The sequence below is a fragment of the Pseudoalteromonas sp. MMG005 genome (assembly GCF_018101015.1).
Taxonomy (GTDB): domain Bacteria; phylum Pseudomonadota; class Gammaproteobacteria; order Enterobacterales; family Alteromonadaceae; genus Pseudoalteromonas; species Pseudoalteromonas aurantia.
The window spans coordinates 95480-112839 of the sequence record NZ_JAGJEK010000005.1 but is presented as its reverse complement, the minus strand read 5'-3'; the positions used below and the strand labels follow the sequence as shown (position 1 = coordinate 112839).

Annotated in this window: 17 protein-coding genes; 6 read left to right on the top strand and 11 right to left on the bottom strand. The window is 40.5% G+C overall.

Translation table 11 applies throughout. The features are described from left to right. Positions 1–21: 21 nt before the first annotated feature. The 6 genes from acpP to yceD all read right to left on the bottom strand — a co-directional run bounded on the left by acpP (position 22) and on the right by yceD (position 3986). Positions 22–258 (bottom strand): acyl carrier protein, encoded by a 237-nt coding sequence (gene acpP, locus J8M01_RS05650; RefSeq protein ID WP_010364517.1) that lies wholly within the window; start codon positions 256–258, stop codon positions 22–24. Positions 259–476: 218 nt separating this feature from the next. Then, entirely contained in the window at positions 477–1223 is a 747-nt protein-coding gene (fabG, locus tag J8M01_RS05645; RefSeq protein ID WP_192507094.1) for a 3-oxoacyl-ACP reductase FabG, read from the bottom strand. A gap of 13 nt (positions 1224–1236) precedes the next feature. Next, positions 1237–2163 carry an ACP S-malonyltransferase gene (gene fabD, locus J8M01_RS05640; RefSeq protein ID WP_211057312.1) on the bottom strand — a complete coding sequence of 309 codons (927 nt, stop codon included), beginning with the start codon at positions 2161–2163 and terminating at the stop codon, positions 1237–1239. 53 nt (positions 2164–2216) lie between these two features. Then, positions 2217–3269, bottom strand: coding sequence for a phosphate acyltransferase PlsX (gene plsX, locus J8M01_RS05635; RefSeq protein ID WP_192507092.1), 1053 nt, complete (start codon positions 3267–3269; stop codon positions 2217–2219). Between the two features lie 11 nt (positions 3270–3280). Beyond that, complete coding sequence (gene rpmF, locus J8M01_RS05630) at positions 3281–3451, bottom strand: 50S ribosomal protein L32 (protein ID WP_070985127.1); 171 nt, start codon at positions 3449–3451, stop codon at positions 3281–3283. Between the two features lie 10 nt (positions 3452–3461). Continuing rightward, positions 3462–3986 (bottom strand): 23S rRNA accumulation protein YceD, encoded by a 525-nt coding sequence (yceD, locus tag J8M01_RS05625; RefSeq protein WP_192507091.1) that lies wholly within the window; start codon positions 3984–3986, stop codon positions 3462–3464. A 119-nt stretch (positions 3987–4105) separates the two neighbouring features. Between yceD and J8M01_RS05620 the strand changes: the two genes are divergently transcribed. After that, positions 4106–4705, top strand: a complete 600-nt coding sequence (locus tag J8M01_RS05620; protein ID WP_211057311.1) for a Maf family protein — start codon at positions 4106–4108, stop codon at positions 4703–4705. On the opposite strand, the gene J8M01_RS05615 is transcribed toward J8M01_RS05620, so the two are convergent. Both J8M01_RS05615 and rluC read right to left on the bottom strand, forming a co-directional pair. Next, a complete protein-coding gene (locus J8M01_RS05615) occupies positions 4682–5326 on the bottom strand; it encodes an HAD-IA family hydrolase (RefSeq protein ID WP_211057310.1) in 645 nt (214 codons plus the stop codon). The genes J8M01_RS05620 and J8M01_RS05615 overlap by 24 nt on opposite strands. 4 nt (positions 5327–5330) lie before the next feature. Next, complete coding sequence (gene rluC / locus J8M01_RS05610; RefSeq protein WP_211057309.1) at positions 5331–6281, bottom strand: 23S rRNA pseudouridine(955/2504/2580) synthase RluC; 951 nt, start codon at positions 6279–6281, stop codon at positions 5331–5333. Positions 6282–6791: 510 nt separating this feature from the next. On the opposite strand from rluC, the gene rne reads away from it, so the two are divergent. Further along, positions 6792–10049, top strand: a complete 3258-nt coding sequence (gene rne, locus J8M01_RS05605; RefSeq protein WP_211057308.1) for a ribonuclease E — start codon at positions 6792–6794, stop codon at positions 10047–10049. A 460-nt stretch (positions 10050–10509) separates the two neighbouring features. Here the strand turns inward: rne and J8M01_RS05600 are convergent, their stop codons facing one another. Continuing rightward, complete coding sequence (locus J8M01_RS05600; RefSeq protein WP_211057307.1) at positions 10510–11871, bottom strand: transglycosylase SLT domain-containing protein; 1362 nt, start codon at positions 11869–11871, stop codon at positions 10510–10512. A 74-nt stretch (positions 11872–11945) separates the two neighbouring features. Next, complete coding sequence (locus J8M01_RS05595; RefSeq protein ID WP_192507085.1) at positions 11946–12524, bottom strand: LPP20 family lipoprotein; 579 nt, start codon at positions 12522–12524, stop codon at positions 11946–11948. Positions 12525–12749: 225 nt separating this feature from the next. On the opposite strand from J8M01_RS05595, the gene J8M01_RS05590 reads away from it, so the two are divergent. From J8M01_RS05590 to J8M01_RS05580, 3 genes are read left to right on the top strand one after another with little or no spacing between them, the layout of a single operon-like run. Beyond that, entirely contained in the window at positions 12750–14417 is a 1668-nt protein-coding gene (locus J8M01_RS05590) for a hypothetical protein (protein ID WP_247671013.1), read from the top strand. 5 nt (positions 14418–14422) lie between these two features. Then, positions 14423–15037 (top strand): penicillin-binding protein activator LpoB, encoded by a 615-nt coding sequence (locus J8M01_RS05585; RefSeq protein ID WP_211057305.1) that lies wholly within the window; start codon positions 14423–14425, stop codon positions 15035–15037. Further along, complete coding sequence (locus J8M01_RS05580; protein ID WP_247671012.1) at positions 14985–16010, top strand: hypothetical protein; 1026 nt, start codon at positions 14985–14987, stop codon at positions 16008–16010. Before J8M01_RS05585 ends, J8M01_RS05580 begins: the two co-directional genes overlap by 53 nt. A 56-nt stretch (positions 16011–16066) precedes the next feature. Here the strand turns inward: J8M01_RS05580 and yejK are convergent, their stop codons facing one another. After that, a complete protein-coding gene (gene yejK, locus J8M01_RS05575; RefSeq protein WP_211057304.1) occupies positions 16067–17080 on the bottom strand; it encodes a nucleoid-associated protein YejK in 1014 nt (337 codons plus the stop codon). Positions 17081–17145: 65 nt separating this feature from the next. Here yejK and J8M01_RS05570 point away from each other — a divergent pair, with 65 nt between their 5' ends. Continuing rightward, positions 17146–17358 (top strand): DUF1414 domain-containing protein, encoded by a 213-nt coding sequence (locus J8M01_RS05570; RefSeq protein ID WP_192507081.1) that lies wholly within the window; start codon positions 17146–17148, stop codon positions 17356–17358. Positions 17359–17360: the final 2 nt, after the last annotated feature.

The window sequence follows — 17360 nt, the reverse complement described above, 5'->3', positions numbered from 1 at the left end:
GCTGCCCCAGTGATTAGTTACTTACTCTGCGTGAGCTGTAACGTAATCGATCGCTGCTTGAACAGTAGTAATTTTCTCTGCTTCTTCATCAGGGATCTCTGTATCGAACTCTTCTTCTAAAGCCATTACTAGCTCAACAGTGTCTAAAGAGTCTGCACCTAAGTCATCTACGAAAGACGCTTCGTTTTTAACTTCTTCTTCTTTAACACCTAGTTGCTCTATGATGATTTTCGTTACGCGTTCTTGGATGTCGCTCATTCTTCTTTCCTTTATTTAAACGCATTTGCGTTATTTTCAGATTGCGGCGTAGTGTACGGCGCATAATACTGTGATTCAAGGATTTGCTCAGAATTTTTTATCTGGTCAAACCTGTTACTAAATGTTTTGTTCTTTTATCGCTCATTTTAAAAGCAATTTCAAGTCTGTTTGTAACACGATCACAAAAATTTAAATTTATTCTTGCACTCTTCAGTGCCTTAAACCATGTACATTGCGCCATTGACATGAAGTGTCTCACCAGACACATACGCGGCAGCATCTGACGCCAAATAACACACTGCAGCAGCAATTTCTTGTGGTTGACCTAAACGCCCTGCTGGCACATTTGATAATGTCGCAGCTTTTTGCTCATCAGTTAACTCATCAGTCATATCAGTTTGAATAAAACCAGGTGCAACCACATTGACAGTAATACCTCGAGAAGCAACTTCTCGTGCTAGCGATTTGCTAAAACCAATAACACCAGCTTTCGCCGCCGCATAATTTGCTTGGCCTGCATTGCCCATCGTACCAACAACTGACCCAATATTAATGATTCGACCTGACTTTTTCTTCATCATTGGGCGTAATACAGCTTTAGACAAACGATAGACCGAACTCAGGTTAGTATCAATGATATCATTCCACTCATTGTCTTTCATTCGCATTAATAAATTGTCACGCGTAATGCCTGCATTATTTACTAGCACATCAACATCACCTAAGTCAGCTTTAATTGCAGCAAGCGTTACCGAGATAGACTCTGCGTCAGTCACATTCAATGCGTACCCTTTACCTTTATCTCCAAGATAAGCACTGATTTTCTCTGCTCCAGCTTCACTTGTCGCTGTTCCAGCTACAAGTGCACCTTGAGCAACAAGCTCAGAAGCAACCGCTTTACCAATCCCACGACTAGCACCTGTTACTAGTACAACTTTCCCTTCCAGTGAAAATAAATTACTCATATTAATTCTCTAATTATTTTGCAGATTCAATAGTAGCAACAGTATTTACTGCGCTACATGCTACTGATTTATCTATACGTTTCGCTAATCCAGTCAATACTTTGCCAGGACCAAACTCATATGCTTGGGTGATACCCAAAGCTGCAAGTTTTTGAAATGTCTCAGTCCATCGAACCGGACTATATAATTGACGAACCAACGCACCTTTAATTTCTTGTTCTGAGCGTGCAATTACAACATCAACGTTGTTGATAACGTCAACTTTAGCGTCAGAGAAAGCCAACTGCTGTAAGTCTGCATCGAGTTTATCTGCCGCAGGCTGCATTAGCGCACAATGAGAAGGGGCACTTACTGAAAGAGGCATCACCCGTCTTGCTCCCGCTTCGTTACACACCGCTGATGCTCTTTCAACAGCCTCTTTATGACCCGCAATCACAACTTGACCTGGCGAATTATAATTTACTGGGGAAACAACTTGGCCTTGTGCACTCTCTTTACAAGCATCCGCAATTATTTGGTCACCTAGACCAATAACAGCCGCCATAGAGCCAACACCGGCAGGCACCGCTTCTTGCATGTACAATCCACGCTTTTCTACCAGTTTTACAGCCTCACCTAAAGAAATCACTTCAGCACACACTAATGCTGAGTATTCACCTAAACTATGCCCAGCCATTACAACTTCGCTTTCTAAGTTGCTCGCACGCCATTCGCGATAAATTGCAACACTCGCTGTAAGTAATGCTGGCTGAGTACGGTGCGTTTGATTTAAGTCGTCTTCAGGACCATTTAAAACAAGATCAGCCAAATCGTATTCTAATGCTTCTGACGCTTCTGAAAATGTTTCTTTGACAATCTCTGATGTGGCAAGTAACTCTGCTAGCATACCGACCGCTTGAGATCCTTGTCCTGGGAACAAAAGTGCAATTTTCTGTGACATATGGTGCTCTTAATAATAATAGTTGTGCCATATCGCTCATCACAACTACTTCATTAGTTTTCGAGCGAAGATGACGAATGTTCTGATTTTGCTGCTATTTGTGCAAAAGTGGCTTGGATTTTATCCGGAATACAACGCTCGACTTCGCGCGAAGCTTCTTCAATTGCAGCAAGAAATGCTTTATTCGAAGCATTTCCGTGGCTTTTTACAACAATACCCCGCAATCCTACCAGACTTGCGCCATTATACTGGTCGGGGTTCACGCGTTTATACAGTTTTTTTATGACTGGTTTAAGTACAAATGCTAGCAACCGATAAAATACATGCTTTTTCAATGATTTTGTAAACTTATACATAATAAGTTTCGCTATTCCTTCACATGTTTTTAAAGCCACATTACCCACAAATCCCTCGCACACAATAACATCGGCCTTACCAGAAAACATATCACTACCTTCACAATAGCCTTGATAATTGATCTGTGGTGTTTCTTTCATTAACTCGGCGGCTCTTTTTATTGTGTCATGACCTTTTATTTCTTCTGAACCTATATTAAGTAAGCAAACTTTAGGGCTTGGAATATTTTGAGCTTGACCTGCAACAATTGATCCCATTACCCCAAATTGAAATAAAGTATGCGCGTCACAATGTACATTCGCTCCCAAATCTAACAAATACACTGGTTGTTTTTTTTCGGTAGGCACTGCTGAAATTAATGCTGGTCGCTTGATACCAGGTAGCATTTTTAAGACATAATGAGCCATAAAAAATAGTGCCCCAGTATTACCTGCACTGACACACGCCTGTGCTTCTCCGGCTTTAACAAGTTCAAGAGCAACTCTCATTGACGACGACTTTTTATTTCGCAGCGCTGATGCAGGCTCACAACTGTTCGTTACAACTTCAGAGCAATGCTTAATAATTAAGCGGGGATGGTTTATCGAGTCGAGACTGGTTAAGCGCTCTCTTATAACACTTTCATTACCGCATAAGAGTAACGTTAAATTGGCATGTTTATTTACTGCAGAAACAGCAGCGGGGATAGATGAACGGGGGCCGTAATCGCCCCCCATCATATCTAACGCTATGGTTAGATGAGTCAGCATAAAGTAATCTCTTAGTTAGAAATTACTTTAACGCCTTTGTAGTAACCATCTGCAGTCACATGGTGACGACGATGAGTCTCGCCTGAAACCTGATCTACAGTTAAAGCTGGTCCACTGATCGCATCGTGTGAACGACGCATACCACGTCTTGCGCGAGACTTTTTGCTTTTTTGTACTGCCATGAGCCTTCTCCTAAGAATCTTTCTTAAGTTGTTTTAAAATGTCAAATGGATTTGGTTTACTTTCTTCTGCATCTACTTCTCCAAAGCTGGCTGGCTTCTCAGAATAAGAGCAGTTAACTTCGTTATGTGTAGGAACTATTGGAATAGCCAAAATCAATTCATCTTCGATTAATGCTCGAAGATTAACTTCTCCATCTTCATCCAGTTCTACTATATCGTAGTTATCAGGAAGTTCGTCCGACTCTGTATCCGCCTTTACAGGTGAATAAGCAAAATCTTGGACCAAATCCAACCCTAGTTCATCATTACAACGCTGACAGACAACTGTTAGATGTGCTTGGATTGAACCATACACAACTGTTAACCCTTGTTCATCATTTTTGCAATGAATCTGTACCGCTATTTCACCGCTTTGATCACGCACAACTTGCTCTAAACGAGAAAGTTCTTCAAGCTGAACAACACCATCATAACTAAGTTGGCGCTGAGCTGCTCTGCTTGGATCAAGAGTGACGGGAATTTTCACCTTTTGCATAGGGGCTGCATCATATAGATTGTTAGTATGTTAGTCAAAATAAATCTCAAACTTTCCTTTGTTTTTCGCCTGATTGCGTCCTATTCTAGCGACATAATTATAACGACGTCAGAGTATTTATGAAAATCCCTCTAATTCTAGCCTCAAGTTCTGAATTTAGGCAGTCTATTTTAAAAAAAATAAATCTCCCTTTTTCTTCTTTCAATCCTGAAATTGATGAAACCGCACTCAATTGTGAAACACCCGAGCAATTGGTTTTGCGGTTAGCAGAACAAAAAGCACACACGGCTAAAAAGTTCTATTCCCAAGGCCTTGTCATAGGATCCGACCAAGTAGCCGTGCATCAAAGTCAGGTTTTAGGAAAACCACATACAAAACCAAATGCCATTGCGCAATTGCGCCAATTTAGTGGCCAGAAAGTGACCTTTCTAACTAGCCTTTGTCTATACAATATTGAACAAAACAAAAGTACTTCCCTGGTTGAACCGTTCCATGTTTATTTTCGCATTTTGAATGATAAACAGATCAGTGCCTACTGTGATATCGAACAACCTTATCAATGTGCGGGTAGCTTCAAAAGTGAGGGTCTAGGGATCTGCTTATTTGATAAATTGGAAGGAGACGACCCCAATAGCTTAATAGGTCTTCCTCTAATACGGTTGACACAACTATTATTAGCTCAAGGAGTCGATGTATTAACTGCAAATAACCTGTCGTAGTTGTACGTAGCTATCACATATCGTTAACGCTTTTGATGCTGACAATGATAATTTGTCAGCGGCCCCCCAACTCATGGCAACAGCATCCATATTCGCATTGCTTGCCATCGTCATATCTAATAAAGAGTCACCCACCATCAACGCCGAACTTGCATCTATTCCTACTTCATTGAGGATCTGCTTAAGCATATCAGGTGCAGGTTTCGAATGAGCTTCATCCGCAGTTCGACTCGTAATGAAATAATCACACAGTTGCGACTCATCCAAAACTCTATTCAGTCCTTGCCGACTTTTCCCTGTCGCGACAGCTAACAGCATCCCCTGATCACGCAAGTAGCTCAATAATTTTGCAGTTCCCTCAAACATCACAGGTTGTATACTATCACTTGCTTTATAATTCGCTTGATACCCTGTGACCAGCTCGGTCCAATAATCTTCTTGTTCGGGAAACAAGGCCGCTATCGCAACATCCAATGATAACCCAATAACCGCTGCGGCTTCATTGGTAGTAGGTTCAGGTAAACCCACCTGCAATGCGGACAATTTAAGACAATGGACAATTTTTGGTATAGAGTCCATCAGAGTGCCATCCCAATCAAAAATTATCAGTTTATACTTCATCAACTTAGCTCCGTAGAACCTTCAAACAATTTTTTAACGTTTTATCTAATGGCGCTTCTACTCGTAAGGTTGTCTCAGTTTTAGGATGGAAAAAGCGAATATCATGCGCATGCAAAAATAAACGATTTAAACCGAGTTTACGCATTTTACCGTCAAATACCTGATCACCATATTTGTCATCACACGCAATAGGATGACCTTTACATTGTGTATGAACACGTATTTGATGCGTACGACCAGTCACAGGAGATGCCTGTACCAAAGTGCAATCATCAAATCGTTGTAACACTTTAAAACGAGTGTGTGATGCTTTCCCTTCTTCAAGGTCAACTCGAACAACTCGCTCACCTGACTGTAAGGTGTTCTTTCTTAGCGGCTCCGTCACATTTTTCAATTTTGATGCCCATTCACCCGTCACTAACGCCCAGTAATTCTTTTCCATGGTTTTTTCACGCAGCTGCTCATGCAAACTTTTTAGTACCGAGCGTCGTTTAGATATTAACAAACAGCCAGACGTATCTCGGTCTAAACGATGTACCAGCTCCAAGCTCTTTTCATCCGGTCGAAGCGCACGTAAAGCCTCAATTAAGCCATAACTCAAGCCACTGCCTCCATGCACTGCCATACCTGATGGTTTATTTATGACAATCAAATATTTATCTTCATATATAATCGCATTTTCAAGACCCGCTACTTTATCTAGGTTTTTTGGAACGAACTCTTCCCTCTCTGCAACCTTTACAGGAGGAATACGCACTAAATCATCTAGTTGTAACCTATATACGGGCTTAATACGCTTCTTATTTACACGTACCTCGCCTTTTCGCAAAATCTTATAGATAGCACTTTTTGGTACCCCTTTTAAATGCGTCAACAAGAAGTTATCTATCCGCTGACCATCTTGATCTTCGGTAATAGTTACGAAGCTAACTTTTAGAGCCGGTTTTTCTGACATTGCCTAATCACTGATTTGAGTAATAATTTAGTTGCTATCACGAGTATATTAGTGGGATAATTGGTCCGCAATTTTTGCGGATTCGCTTTTTATCGCAAAAATCAACCGTGATGCACATCTTGGGTGCCAGATCATACAGATTGAAGCTTGGATCTCCAACGCTTTTTAGCCCCAATTAAAACACGTGCGTTTAGCCCACTGCGTTGCGCGTAATAGAATGTAGTGTGAAGCTAAGCATGGTTAAGCTTAAAAAAGCAAAAAATAGAAGATATATGTCTGATTGTTTAACACCGAGCCCTTTAGCCCGTGCAAACACCAAACGCAAATAGCGATGCTCACAGGTGCCAGTAACAATGGCGAAGTTAGCCAAATATAAGGCACTGTGAAGCCGGTGATACTGATTGTTCCCATTTCCCCAGTCGGGAGACTGTATTAAATACCTAGGAACACTAAATGTCGGCGAGTGATATCAATCAGGCTTAACTAAAAATTGAAATGTAGAGTAACAATATGAAACGTATGCTAATCAATGCTACGCAGCAAGAAGAAATGCGCGTCGCACTGGTTGACGGCCAACGCCTTTACGATCTAGATATCGAAAGCCCTGGTCACGAACAGAAAAAAGCCAATATATACAAGGGTAAAATTACCCGTATCGAACCATCTCTTGAAGCAGCCTTTGTAGATTATGGCGCCGAGCGTCACGGTTTCCTTCCTTTAAAAGAAATAGCAAAAACGTACTTCCCTTCCGGATACACTTTCAATGGTCGTCCGAACATTAGAGATGTGATTAAAGAAGGCCAAGAGGTTATTGTTCAAGTTGATAAAGAAGAACGAGGCCAAAAAGGTGCTGCACTTACTACATTTATCAGTGTTGCTGGTAGTTATTTGGTACTCATGCCGAATAACCCTCGTGCAGGTGGGATTTCTCGCCGTATCGAAGGTGACGAGCGTATTGAGTTAAAAGAAGCACTAAGCCGACTTGATTTACCTAAAGGTATGGGATTAATCGTTCGTACTGCTGGTGTTGGTAAATCTTTTGAAGAGTTAGAATATGACTTGAAAGCGCTACTTGTGCATTGGCAAGCAATTCAAGAAGCCGCGGATAGTGATAAAGCCCCTTTTTTAATACACCAAGAAAGTAACGTTATTTTCCGTGCGATTCGAGATTATTTACGCCGCGACATCGGTGAAATATTAATTGATAAAGCCCGAGTATTTGAAGAAGCAAAGGCGCATATTGAACGCTTTCGCCCTGACTTTATGAGCCGTGTGAAGTTATATCAAAATGATGTACCTTTGTTCACTCACTATCAAATTGAAAGTCAGATTGAATCAGCCTTTCAGCGCGAAGTGCGCTTACCATCAGGTGGCTCAATTGTAATTGACCCAACTGAAGCGCTAACTTCTATTGATATTAACTCTTCAAAAGCAACTAAAGGTGGCGATATTGAAGAGACAGCACTCAATACTAATTTAGAAGCCGCTGATGAAATTGCTCGCCAATTACGATTACGCGATTTAGGCGGTTTAATCGTTATCGACTTTATCGATATGACACCGCCTCGTCACCAGCGCGAAGTGGAAAATCGTCTAAAAGATGCAGTTCGACCTGATCGTGCTCGAGTACAGATTGGTAAAATATCTCGTTTCGGTTTACTTGAAATGTCTCGACAACGTTTACGCCCAAGCTTAGGTGAAGCAAGTCAGCATTCATGTCCACGCTGTAATGGTCAAGGCACGATTCGTTCAAATGAATCAATCGCGCTTTCTATTCTTCGTTTAATTGAAGAAGAGGCGATCAAAGAAAATACGGCACAAGTTAATGCGCAAGTTCCTGTTCGTGTTGGGGCTTATTTACTAAATGAAAAACGTAAATCAGTTCACCGTATTGAAAAGCGCCATAACTGTGACGTGGTGATTATACCTAACCAGCATCTAGAAACTCCTCATTACGAAGTCGTTCGGTTACGCAAAGATGAAACTTCTGAAGCCGCTAGCTATGAACAAATGAGTGTACCTGAGCCTGAGACCATTGAAGTCGCACGAACCGTAACAACGGTTAAAGAAGAGCCGGTTCTAAAAGGTGTGGTTATGCCTTCAGCACCTGCACCTCAACCTGTCTCTGAAGCAGTCACAACGCCTACCGACTCAAATGAACCATCAGAACCGAGTTTACTTTCTCGTATTGGTAGTTGGTTAAAAGGTTTGTTTGAAACTGAAGAAGTTAAGCCTGAACCTACTCCAGAGCCAAAACCTTCGGAAAGAAAGCCGCGTCGAAATAACGACAATCGTCGTCGTAATCAACGTAGACGTAACTCAGGTAAAAAACGAGATGAGCACGTTGAAAGTAATGAAACTGAACAAACTCAGTCTCAACCTGTCAGTAATGATAGCAGCGATAAAAATGAAGGCCGTAATAAAAGGCGTCGTCAAAATAACCGTAAACGTACTGACCACCAGAAACCAAGTAACGAAGGTGATACTGCAACAACTGACGCTACAGAAGCTAAAGAAGTTAAAGCTAAGCCGCCACGTCGCCAACGAAGAAACCTGCGTAAGAAAGTACGTGTCACCGAAGAAAAAGTTGAAAGTGTTGAATTAGACACGACTCAGCAAGCACCAGAGCAATCAACTGTAGCTGTAGCTGAAAAACCAATTAAGCGAGTGAAGAAAAAAGACAATGCTGAAGCAACGTCTCCTTCTAATGACGACAATACACCGCAGCAAGATATTGTTGAAAAAGCATTACCTCAAGACCAAGCAGTGATTGCAGTTGATGACAATGAGAAAGATGCACCAAGAACCCGCTCTAGGCGCTCTCCTCGCCATTTACGTGCAGCTGGTCAACGCCGCCGTAAACCTGAAGTGGAAAATAGCGAAGAACCTGCGTTTGTTCCTGTTGCAGATCAAGCTGCTGCTGAATATGAAGCACAATTGAAAGCCAGTGACGACGTTGAACAACCCACAGCTACTATTTCAGCGCCAGTTGTTGAAACGACAGTCACTAAAACACCCGTTGTTGAAGCACCTGTTACTGAAACACCTGTTACTGAAACACCTGTTACTGAAACACCTGTTACTGAAACACCTGTTACTGAAACACCAGTTACTGAAACACCAGTTACTGAAACACCAGTTACTGAAGCACCAGTTACTGAAACACCTGTTACTGAAACACCAGTTACTGAAACACCAGTTACTGAAACACCAGTTACTGAAACACCAGTTACTGAAACACCAGTTACTGAAACACCAGTTACTGAAACACCAGTTACTGAAGCACCAGTTACTGAAGCACCTGTTACTGAAGCACCTGTTGTTGAATCACCTGTTACTGAAGCACCTGTTACTGAAGCACCCGTTGTTGCAACTCCGGTAGTTGAAGCATCTGTTACTGAAGCACCAGTTGTTGAAGCACCAGTTGTTGAAGCACCAGTTGTTGAAGCACCTGTTACTGAAGCACCTGTTACTGAAGCACCCGTTGTTGCAACTCCGGTAGTTGAAGCAGCGGTAGTTGAAGCGACCGTTGTGAACACACCAGTGCTTGATAATTCTCATGGTACGTCTCGTATCCGCTTTAATCAAAATGCGAGTGCACCGATGAAAAAGGCCAGTAGTGTAGAAGACCCTAGTGTTGTAATAACCCCTTCTGCAATGCCACATGAAGCCCGAGAATTAGTAGAAAACTCAGGCCTTTCTGCGGGCTCTAAAGCCCCAGCAGGACGAGCTAGTGCTGCTATGGCATCACCTGCTCAAGTTGGCTAAAAGATAAAAACTCAATTAAAAGGCCGCTTTTTGCGGCCTTTTTTACCCTAATACAAATACACTCCTACCTATGTTGGTAACGGTAAAGGCCTTAATCAAACCAATAGTTCTGACCTCCTCCAACCTATTAAGCTATTAATAACTTTCACGGAACATCAATACAAACCCTTCAAGTGCATACGCGAACACACCCTAATAATAGTTTATTAATCTATACAGTTTTATGCTTAACTCAGCAAAGAAAGCTTGTGACAAGAAGATTGATTGCGATAAGACGGCACCGCGGTGAAAAGCGACAGTAATACTTTAAGTCTAGTAAAGGTGGCATGGTAAAGGCAGTGTTAATTTCAGCATGGTTTGTAGATGTCACATAACTTATTTGCCTAGTGTGTGATCAGCCACTTATCGCTGCGGCCGATTTAAACTCTGTTCTTTTATCATTTACTAAGTGATACATATTCTATTGAATATAAAGTGCCTCTCTTGATAACACTTTTTCTAGATAATGCTTTGTTTCATCATAGGGTAAACGACTTTGGAGTGCTTCTAAAACTAACTCAGGAGACATCGAGTTAATTACACGACTCGCCTTCTTTATATTTCGTGAATCATCACTATTAAATACCCTAGCAACATTGCCTGCTCCAGTGTTGTAAGCAGCTATAGTACAGTACTTACGACTTATAGGGTCTTCTATATGTCTTAAATATCGATCATTTAATATATGTAAATATGCAGTACCCGCTTCAATATTATTGTTAGTAACATATAAGTAAGGTTCTGACATAGGCTCATCTATATCATACAAAAACCGATTTACGTCAACGCCTGCACTGGTTGGTACAACTTGCATCAATCCATAGGCTGGAATATGAGACTTAGCCAGTGGGTTAAAGTGACTTTCGGTATGCATCACCGCGAGTACTAAACTACCGTCAATTTCAAACCGCTTACTGTGAGCGGTTATTTGATTGAGGTAACTGCTCGCTCGCTGCTTAGCGAGTGTATTTTTTGGCAACTTTATCACAAACTCTGTAACAGAGCTGTCACTGCGCCCAGATGGTAACTCTTTGATACTTTCTTTTAGGCTTTTGAGTCTATTGTTTTGCAATGTCTGTAGGTCAGCTTTTTTCTTCTCAAGTACTTGTTGTGCATTATAGTTTTGGGGGTTAGTCAACGCATTAGGAGACAATACATCGTTTTCCCCCGCTAATAGCGCGTCAAACTGCTTTTCAAGCAATTGCTGCTGTTGTTGTGTTTGATTTTGTATTTGCTGCTTTGCATCAAGCAGTGCTTTTGCCCGTACTTTATTATCAATAATATAAGATTCACTTTTTTCAATTGTAGCTTGCTGTTCTTTGACTGATTGTGTTTTAAAGAATTCAGTTAATAATGCACTATTTGATTGTAGAAATCGTTTAAATACAGCCTGTGCATTTTCCTGAGAAACATCAGTATCAGCATGATGCTTAATACCAACCACTAATTGATCTTGCTCGAAATCGACAATTAATCTGGTATTTTCAGCTTGAGAATAATGTACATACCGACTTGTTGTCGAAGTCTGAGCATCACCCCATTGTTTAATCAACTTATCTCTAAAAGCATCAAACTCTGCAAAGTGCTCTTCAACATATTTGTGGTATTCATTAAGGTGCTGTGTCTTAAATTGCTCAAACTCATCCTTGTCTTGCACTGAATGTTGACTTGTTTGCCAACCATTCATAGCCTCATCTAACTCGGCGTATAATTGCGCTTGACTTGCTTGAAGTTGGGTGGGTAGAAGATGAGTGGCAACAACAAATGCGATAAATTTTTTCATTATGCTGTTCTCCAAAATAGATAAAATACAGTATTCGCGTAACAACGTGTTATTACGCGAATACTGAGCCATGATTAGTTTGTCAGCTTAGCAATTTCCTTTTCTAAATCTTGCTCTGCTTTAAATGCTTTAAACTCTTGATATAGAAACTGCTCATCTTTGGCATTTATCTTTGGCTTAGTTTCTTTTATGAGGTCTTTAAAAAGCGTTTTTGTCAGCTCAGGAGATAACGTAGTCAATGCACAGAAATAATCTTTACCACCAATCTCCACAACATCAGCTTTAACAATCCGAGACCCACTGAGTGTTTGTTTAGTTAACTGCTTAGAAACCGAACTAAATGTAGTACCGACTGTTGTCTCTTCATTCGCATCAGTCCTGTTTGCAAAAGTTTTGTCTAAGCCTTCTATACGCGTTTCTATCTGCTGAGAAAGCGCGAGACGTGCATTCGCAACAGCCATTTTTTGGTCTATTGAAATATTACCCGAATATTTAATGCAATCAGCCGCTGCGATCCCATTCTCTACAACAGGGTTCAATACCCACTCTGGTATATTTACACTCGAGCTTGATGCAGCGTCATTTTTAGTTGAACTACACGCAGATAGCATCCCAGCAATAATCAAAGTTGTTAACATTGGTTTCAATTTCATAGTGGTTCCTTTTAGCATTGAGCGGTTTAGAGTTAATCTAGCAAAAATACATCGCATTAACAGTAATAAAGTGTAAAAACGATTTTTAACAATTTATTGCTTTAAATATCATTTCTTTTTATCTAACTTAGGGAAGTTACTGTAATATATTCTCAATTATAATTGAGTGCAAAGGACGCATTTTTGAATTTAAACGTCATAAACACCCTAAAAAAATTAGTACTAATGAGTACTTTAACATGTTTAAGTGCTTGCAACGTCACGCACTTTCAAAAAAACAATGCGATTGCGTTGGCTCAAAAAGGTGAACTTGTCTCAGCAAGAACAACTATAAAACGTAACTATAGTAGTCAAGGCAAGAATAGACTTTTATATCACCTTGAACTTGCCACTTATTTCCAATTAGAAAAAAAATATGCGCAAAGTAATGAACACTTAAGTGAAGCAAAAGACCTACTTGACTCTTTTTACACGAAGAGTATTTCTGAGCAAGCATTGTCGCAATTTAGTGGTCCTACTTATACTACTTTTCATGGTCAAAAATATTACCGTCCATTGCTACATATGATGAAAGCCATGAACTACAATGCACTTGGCACGCTTCAGCCTACTCGCAGGCAAGAGATGCTAGACGCGTCACTGATTGAAATGCGACAATTAAACGTTTACTTAGAAGGGCTAACGGAAGAAACTGGTGGTTATCATGCGCCAAGTAGTGATGAATTAACCAACCAAGTTTATGCCATTTTTCACCCCCTCTTTTCACCGAGTGATTTACTCACTAATATTGAATATAAAGATGATGCCTTTGCACATTATTTAAGTGGTCTACTTAATGAACAAAGCGGTGAGTTGGATAGCGCCAGATTACAATATCAACGTGCGGCGCTGGCGTATGAAAAAGGGTTTGCAAAACAATACCAATTGCCAAATCAAACCACAGAGCAGGTTTATAAAAATTTAGTAAGAGTCATGAAACAGGCTGGAGGCTATGAAGAAGAACTCAGTCATATCCAATCGAAAGTCCAATCTGATAACGATTATGATGGCAGCCAATTGACCATTTTACAGAATCTTGGTGTAGCGCCAAAACGTAAACAATTTAACCTTATTCTAAGAGCCGACCACAAATCCAAAGCATTGGTAATCACACCTATTCCGATGGGTTCACACCGAGAACAACAAATTCAGATGAAATGGTTTCAAATGCTTTTCGCTGACACCAGTTTATTCGACATGATGCAAAACTATGCAATGGGTGACATCTCTGACGTCGCACTTGGACTATTAACAAAGCGTATTCCTCTCGGTGGATTATGGGACGATGCTAAGAAAGTAGGTTTAATTGATGCTTTAGAATATGGAGGAAGAATTTCAGTTACCTACTTATCCCCTTCAGAAACGAGAGTCCAAGGCTCAGAAGTTTGGGTTAATGGCAAAAAGCAATCAGAGCTAAAAACTTTTTATTCAATTGAATTATTAACGCTGCAGAATGCACTAGAAAATGCCAATACTGAAATCCAATTGGCTTTGACTCGCGAAGTTGTAAAAGCGATAACAGCACAACAATTGCTAAATAAAACAGGTTTACAAGAAAACAATGTACTCAGTGGTATCGCCAAGTTAGCAACGTCAGCCGTTAATGCTGTCACGGCTTCTGCGGATACACGGCAATGGCAGTCTTTACCCGCAGAAATAAGAGTGTCTCAAATACAGTTGCCAGTGGGGCAACACCAAGTCACCATCAAAACAGTATTGAATTCTGGACGTGTAATAGAACAAACGGACAATGTTGATGTAAAAGGACCTATGTCCCTGTGGCAAACCAGAACTTTTATTAATTCGCAAAAGCAACCGACATCATCCGCACAATCAATTTTTACTTTGGAATAAATGGTATGAAAACAACACCTAAATTAATCACAACGGCCCCTCTTTTTGTTGCTCTATCTCTTGCTTTGGTAGGGTGTAAAAGCACAGAGGTACGTCGCGTAGACTCGAGTCAAGAAGTTGCTCTATCTGATAAATGGAATGGCAAAGACTCTCAACTTGTATCAGAAGCAATGGTCAACGACATGCTGAGCTTTCCGTGGGTTAACGATCATCTAGCTAAGGAAGGTACAAGGCCTGCAGTAATTATTCAATCAGTTCGCAATAAATCTCATCAGCATATTGCTGTTGATACTTTTTTAAACGATTTAAAACGCGCAATTTTGCGCTCTGGACAAGCGGATTTTGTTGCCAGCGCAGATTTACGCGGTGAGATTAGAAATGAGCGAAAAGATCAGGAGCTTAATTCAAGCTTAGCAACACAAAATGAAATGGGCCAAGAGCAAGGCGCAGACTATGCCCTATCAGGTACTATTAACTCTTTTTTAGATGAACAAGGAGGCAGCCGCGTGACTTTCTATCAAGTAGATTTACGTTTAATTGACATGACAACAAACCGGGAGGTATGGAATGGCCAGAAGAAAATTCAAAAAGTTCAAGAGCGCTCACGCTTTGGTTTCTAAAACCAGCGTGGCATTTTGTGTCTCTGTTGCATTACTAAGCGGATGTAAAACCACTCAGAACAGCACTGAAAATATAGCCAAACCCACTTGGCTGACGACCACACCTACATCAACATATTTGGTATATGGTGTTGGCAGTGCCAAAAACATAGGCGACACGCGCCAAGCCCAACTTGCTGCGCAAGAAGCTGCTCGTTTGGAGCTTGCAAAACAGTTGAATGTATCAATATCAGGAACTACCACCGTACAACAAACTGCCAATGAAAAGTCGATGCAATTTCATGTTGATGAATTGATAAGCTCTAACGTCCCGACGATTCAGCTGCAAGGAGTGAAGATAGAACAAGAGTATCAGTTAAATGATGTTAACTATGCACTTGCTTCATTTAATCGCACTGAAGCCATAATGCAAACTGAACTGAGTATCAATGCGCTCGATACTCAGATAAGTGAATTTAATATACAAGGCACTAGTAAATCAGAGCTGCTAAAAAAAGCGGTTAAAATAAAAACGTTTGCGGCTAAGCGTGGCAAACTGAACGCATATTTACATATGCTCCAAAGCCCTTTCGTCAATATACCGGCTAAAGTAAATAAGCAATTAGAAACAAGCGAGCTCATACTAAACAACCTTAGTTTCAATGTTGTCTCTGATAATATGCAGCACGCAAAAGTAGATGACCTTCTCTCGAGTGCCCTTACTCGTAATGGCATAAAAGTTACACAATCTAATGCTGATTTCGATCTAAGTTTTAGAGTTGAGTGGCAAGAGAAATACCAGTCAGGTACTTATTATTCTGTTGCAGAAAGTTATATGGTCGTTATTGAAAATGGGGAAGAAAAAGCACACTTTAATAGCCGTGTTAAAGCAGCCTCTTCTTTCAAAGACACAGCCAAGAGCAATGCAATGACTAAGCTCGCCGAGAAATTATCAACACAGCTTGCTAAATTTATTATTTCTGGTCATTCGTAGTCGGCATAACACGTATAAAGGCCACGCTAGTGGCCTTTATTCAAACAACCCTTGATTCAGTCACTTTCATCGTAATGGCGTTCAAGCTGATCTTTCAAATTAGGTGGGATCCCTTTTATTGTTAAGGTATCGGTCGCAGCGTTATAAGTCACTCGCTCGCCCAAATGTTTGCGTTCAAACCCTATACTTACACCACCTCCAAGACCAGAAAACTTAACCATACTTGTTACGGTTTTCTTATCTACCGGGAATGACTCTTCTAAGGCATAATCTTGATCTTTATAAAAATCATCAAATTGTGTATCGCCTGATTTCGACAATGTATCTGATAACGTTTCAATATTGGCATCTTCTCCTGATGCGATACAATCATTACAATAATCAAATACTTCTTTTCGCAACGTGTCTTTTTCTTGCTTATCAAACTGCTGTTCACTCAAATAGTCTTCTACCGCTTCTAGCATGACTTGAGATTGTTGCTTCGGATCTATTCCCTCTTCACAGCCCAAAAAGTCCAAAAAGAAGTCAGCTACTTTACGACCCGCTCGACCTTTTATAAACGAAATATATCGCGCGTCATCTGGTTGAGTGTCCCATGCTGATAAATCAATTTTTGCGGCCAGTTGCATACGGGAAATATCTAAATGTCGAGATGATGACAAATCGAGTTCCGATGTTATCGAATAATGGTCCTTAATATTAATTAGGGCGATTAATATATAATCGGTTGCAACGTATTGATAATGGCAAAAAACTAAATAACCTGTCTCATTAAAAGCATATTTATTCAACTCTTCTTTTAATACCTCAGTCGCCTGCTCCGTCATGTGCCAAAATCCAAGTTCATCATTTCGATAACTTTGCATAGCAGCCGACACCTGACTGTTTTTATCTCCACTAAACGCGCAATACCCTTTACCCGGCTTTCCGTTGTAAGCGTGATGTAACTGTTCGATAAACACATTTACACGGTCATTAACTTGCATTTCATCGTTGCGCAAATGGATTTGTGTATCTTCATCTTTCTTGTCTACATAATGTACAACAAGTTTATTCACCTCAATGCTCATCTTTGTTTTTCACGCCTCTAGTGTTAAAATAAATAAATTATAACACTTTAATATTGAACTTACTGATGCCTATCCAATCAAAATACTCCAACGAGCAAGTTGAAGAAATTGTTGACCAGCTACTAAACGTACTTACTCAGCAACATTCTACTGTTGACTTGAGCCTTATGTGTTTAGGAAATTCTATCACGCATATTCTAAAAGAACATGTGCCTGAAGGAAAAAGACAAGCTGTTGCCAATAACTTTGCAAAAGCATTACAGCAATCGGTAAAATAACT

What these genes read in the sequence shown, in the direction of transcription:
- acpP (WP_010364517.1), bottom strand. Translation starts at nt 258, where the DNA reads ATGAGCGACATCCAAGAACGCGTAACGAAAATCATCATAGAGCAACTA.
- fabG (WP_192507094.1), bottom strand. Translation starts at nt 1,223, where the DNA reads ATGAGTAATTTATTTTCACTGGAAGGGAAAGTTGTACTAGTAACAGGT.
- fabD (WP_211057312.1), bottom strand. Translation starts at nt 2,163, where the DNA reads ATGTCACAGAAAATTGCACTTTTGTTCCCAGGACAAGGATCTCAAGCG.
- plsX (WP_192507092.1), bottom strand. Translation starts at nt 3,269, where the DNA reads ATGCTGACTCATCTAACCATAGCGTTAGATATGATGGGGGGCGATTAC.
- rpmF (WP_070985127.1), bottom strand. Translation starts at nt 3,451, where the DNA reads ATGGCAGTACAAAAAAGCAAAAAGTCTCGCGCAAGACGTGGTATGCGT.
- yceD (WP_192507091.1), bottom strand. Translation starts at nt 3,986, where the DNA reads ATGCAAAAGGTGAAAATTCCCGTCACTCTTGATCCAAGCAGAGCAGCT.
- J8M01_RS05620 (WP_211057311.1), top strand. Translation starts at nt 4,106, where the DNA reads ATGAAAATCCCTCTAATTCTAGCCTCAAGTTCTGAATTTAGGCAGTCT.
- J8M01_RS05615 (WP_211057310.1), bottom strand. Translation starts at nt 5,326, where the DNA reads ATGAAGTATAAACTGATAATTTTTGATTGGGATGGCACTCTGATGGAC.
- rluC (WP_211057309.1), bottom strand. Translation starts at nt 6,281, where the DNA reads ATGTCAGAAAAACCGGCTCTAAAAGTTAGCTTCGTAACTATTACCGAA.
- rne (WP_211057308.1), top strand. Translation starts at nt 6,792, where the DNA reads ATGAAACGTATGCTAATCAATGCTACGCAGCAAGAAGAAATGCGCGTC.
- J8M01_RS05600 (WP_211057307.1), bottom strand. Translation starts at nt 11,871, where the DNA reads ATGAAAAAATTTATCGCATTTGTTGTTGCCACTCATCTTCTACCCACC.
- J8M01_RS05595 (WP_192507085.1), bottom strand. Translation starts at nt 12,524, where the DNA reads ATGAAATTGAAACCAATGTTAACAACTTTGATTATTGCTGGGATGCTA.
- J8M01_RS05590 (WP_247671013.1), top strand. Translation starts at nt 12,750, where the DNA reads ATGAGTACTTTAACATGTTTAAGTGCTTGCAACGTCACGCACTTTCAA.
- J8M01_RS05585 (WP_211057305.1), top strand. Translation starts at nt 14,423, where the DNA reads ATGAAAACAACACCTAAATTAATCACAACGGCCCCTCTTTTTGTTGCT.
- J8M01_RS05580 (WP_247671012.1), top strand. Translation starts at nt 14,985, where the DNA reads ATGGCCAGAAGAAAATTCAAAAAGTTCAAGAGCGCTCACGCTTTGGTT.
- yejK (WP_211057304.1), bottom strand. Translation starts at nt 17,080, where the DNA reads ATGAGCATTGAGGTGAATAAACTTGTTGTACATTATGTAGACAAGAAA.
- J8M01_RS05570 (WP_192507081.1), top strand. Translation starts at nt 17,146, where the DNA reads ATGCCTATCCAATCAAAATACTCCAACGAGCAAGTTGAAGAAATTGTT.